At 45.3% G+C, this 2,090-nt stretch carries 1 protein-coding gene and 1 pseudogene; both read right to left on the reverse strand.

The window, feature by feature from the left end:
- Positions 1-36: 36 nt before the first annotated feature.
- A complete protein-coding gene (locus VE944_RS27330; protein WP_324984690.1) occupies positions 37-1,581 on the reverse strand; it encodes a tetratricopeptide repeat protein in 1,545 nt (514 codons plus the stop codon).
- Positions 1,575-2,090 (reverse strand): annotated as a pseudogene (locus tag VE944_RS27335) (NB-ARC domain-containing protein,Caspase domain-containing protein); the annotation flags it as partial. The pseudogene VE944_RS27335 and the gene VE944_RS27330, both read right to left, overlap by 7 nt.

Raw genomic sequence — 2,090 nt, forward strand, 5'->3', positions numbered from 1 at the left:
AAACCAACGCCAGACAAAAGCAACCATTCTCCTGAATCAAGGCTGACGATTCCGCCGCAAGTCTTCCAGATTTTCACAAATGGTTATTGTATTGGGATGATTTGCCCCCAACTGTTTTTCAGCGATGGCCAAAGCTTCGATATACAAAGGTTCGGCATCGTTGTACCTTCCCTGTGATTTGTAGAGTTTTGCCAAATTGTTCAGGCTAGTTGCCACATATCGGTGTTCATCCCCCAGCAGGCGTTTTTTCATCGCCAAAGCTTCGATATACAAAGGTTCGGCTTCGCTGTACCTTCCCTGTGAATAGTAGAGGAGTGCCAAATTGTTCAGGCTACTTGCCACATCTGGGTGTTCATCCCCCAGTAGGCGTTTTCTCACCGCCAAAGCTTGGATGCACAAAGGTTCAGCTTCGCTGTACCTTCCCTGTAATTCGTAGAGGACTGCCAAATTGTCAAGGCTAGTTGCCACATCGGGGTGTTCATCCCCCAGTAGGCGTTTTGTCATCGCCAAAGCTTCGATATATAAAGGTTCGGCTTTGCTGTACCTTTTCTGTGAATCGTAGAGTGCTGCCAAATTGTTCAGGCTACTTGCCACATCAAGGTGTTCATCCCCCAGCAGGCGTTTTCTCATCGCCAAAGCTTCGATGCACAAAGGTTCGGCTTCGCTGTACCTTCCCTGTAATTCGTAGAGGAGTGCCAAATTGTCCAGGCTTTCTGCCACATCTGGTTGTTCATCCCCCAGCAGACGTTTTCTCATCGCCAAAGCTTCGATATACAAAGGTTCGGCTTCGCTGTCCCTTCCCTGTGATTTGTAGAGTTTTGCCAAATTGTTCAGGCTACTTGCCACATCGAGGTGTTCATCCCCCAGCAGGCGTTTTCTCATCGCCAAAGCTTGGATGCACAAAGGTTCGGCTTCGCTGTACCTTCCCTGTAATTCGTAGAGGACTGCCAAATTGTTCAGGCTAGTTGCCACATCGGGGTGTTCTTTGCCCAAACGTTCTTTAGTAGCTAATAAACTTTGTTTACCCCAAGGCAAAGCTTGCTCATAGGCTCCTTGACCTGCGTAAAATCTAACCAAGCCCTCAAATGGTGAGATTAAATCCTCATCGCTTAACCAAGCTTGGTAAACTGTGACAACTTCCGCAAGGTGAGGGATGGACAGGGTTGCTTGAGCAATTTCTATCAATGTGGGTGTCTGAGGAATATCTTTTGCTACGGCTACCATTGCTTGACAATAGCCGCACTTGAGTTCATCCGCTTGGGCTAACTCTTCTAACTTTTGTCGTAATAATTCCTGAATGCGTTCGTGAACTTGGTAGGTGTCATCTGCCAATTGTTGCAGCAGATAACGCTCAACTAAAATAGTGCAGTTAGCTTTGAGGTCAAATTCCATAAGGCTAGCACTTGCTGCTGATTCAACCATTGACCAGGGGATAGGAGCCAAAGCAAATAAACTCACCAAACAAGCCAATTTTTGTGCTTCTGATTCCAAGCTTTGCCAATTCAACTCAAAAGCTGCTGCTACACCAGACTCGCCTGTTGACGCTTGCTTCTGTAGCCGTGCGAGGATGTCTGCTAACATAATACTCTCCCTGGCTTACGGCAGATAGCTGCTATTTGATACAGTCCAATGGCGATATAACCGACATGTTCGCAAAGTTTTTTTGCTGTCTCTGTGTCCTGTTGAACATATTCATCCCCCAATAGCTTTGCTAATAATTCTAAGGCTGCATTTGGTGACAATTCACCTAGTGGCAGTAATGGATATATTAACCCTGTATTTAGACGAGTGGTAATTAACACCTTAAACCGAGAACCTTTAGGTGGTAGATAGGGTTTAATTTGCATCCAGTCTTTAACATCATCAAATACTAATAAAACTTTGCCAGCTTGCCAGTTCTTCCAGCAATAAGCAACTTGACCTGCTAGGCTTAACCCGTCTGTTGGATTAAAGTTAGGTAAATTCACAACTCCAAACTCTACTAACTGGGTTCCCAAATCAATACCTTGGGGATTTAACCAACAACACCCGCCAGAATAATCTTCCAAATATTGCCATGAGTATTGAATAGCTAACTCTGTTTTACCCAC

Origin of the sequence: Nostoc sp. (assembly GCF_035638895.1) — a bacterium.
Lineage (GTDB): Bacteria > Cyanobacteriota > Cyanobacteriia > Cyanobacteriales > Nostocaceae > Nostoc.

What these genes read in the sequence shown, in the direction of transcription:
- VE944_RS27330 (WP_324984690.1), bottom strand. Translation starts at nt 1,581, where the DNA reads ATGTTAGCAGACATCCTCGCACGGCTACAGAAGCAAGCGTCAACAGGC.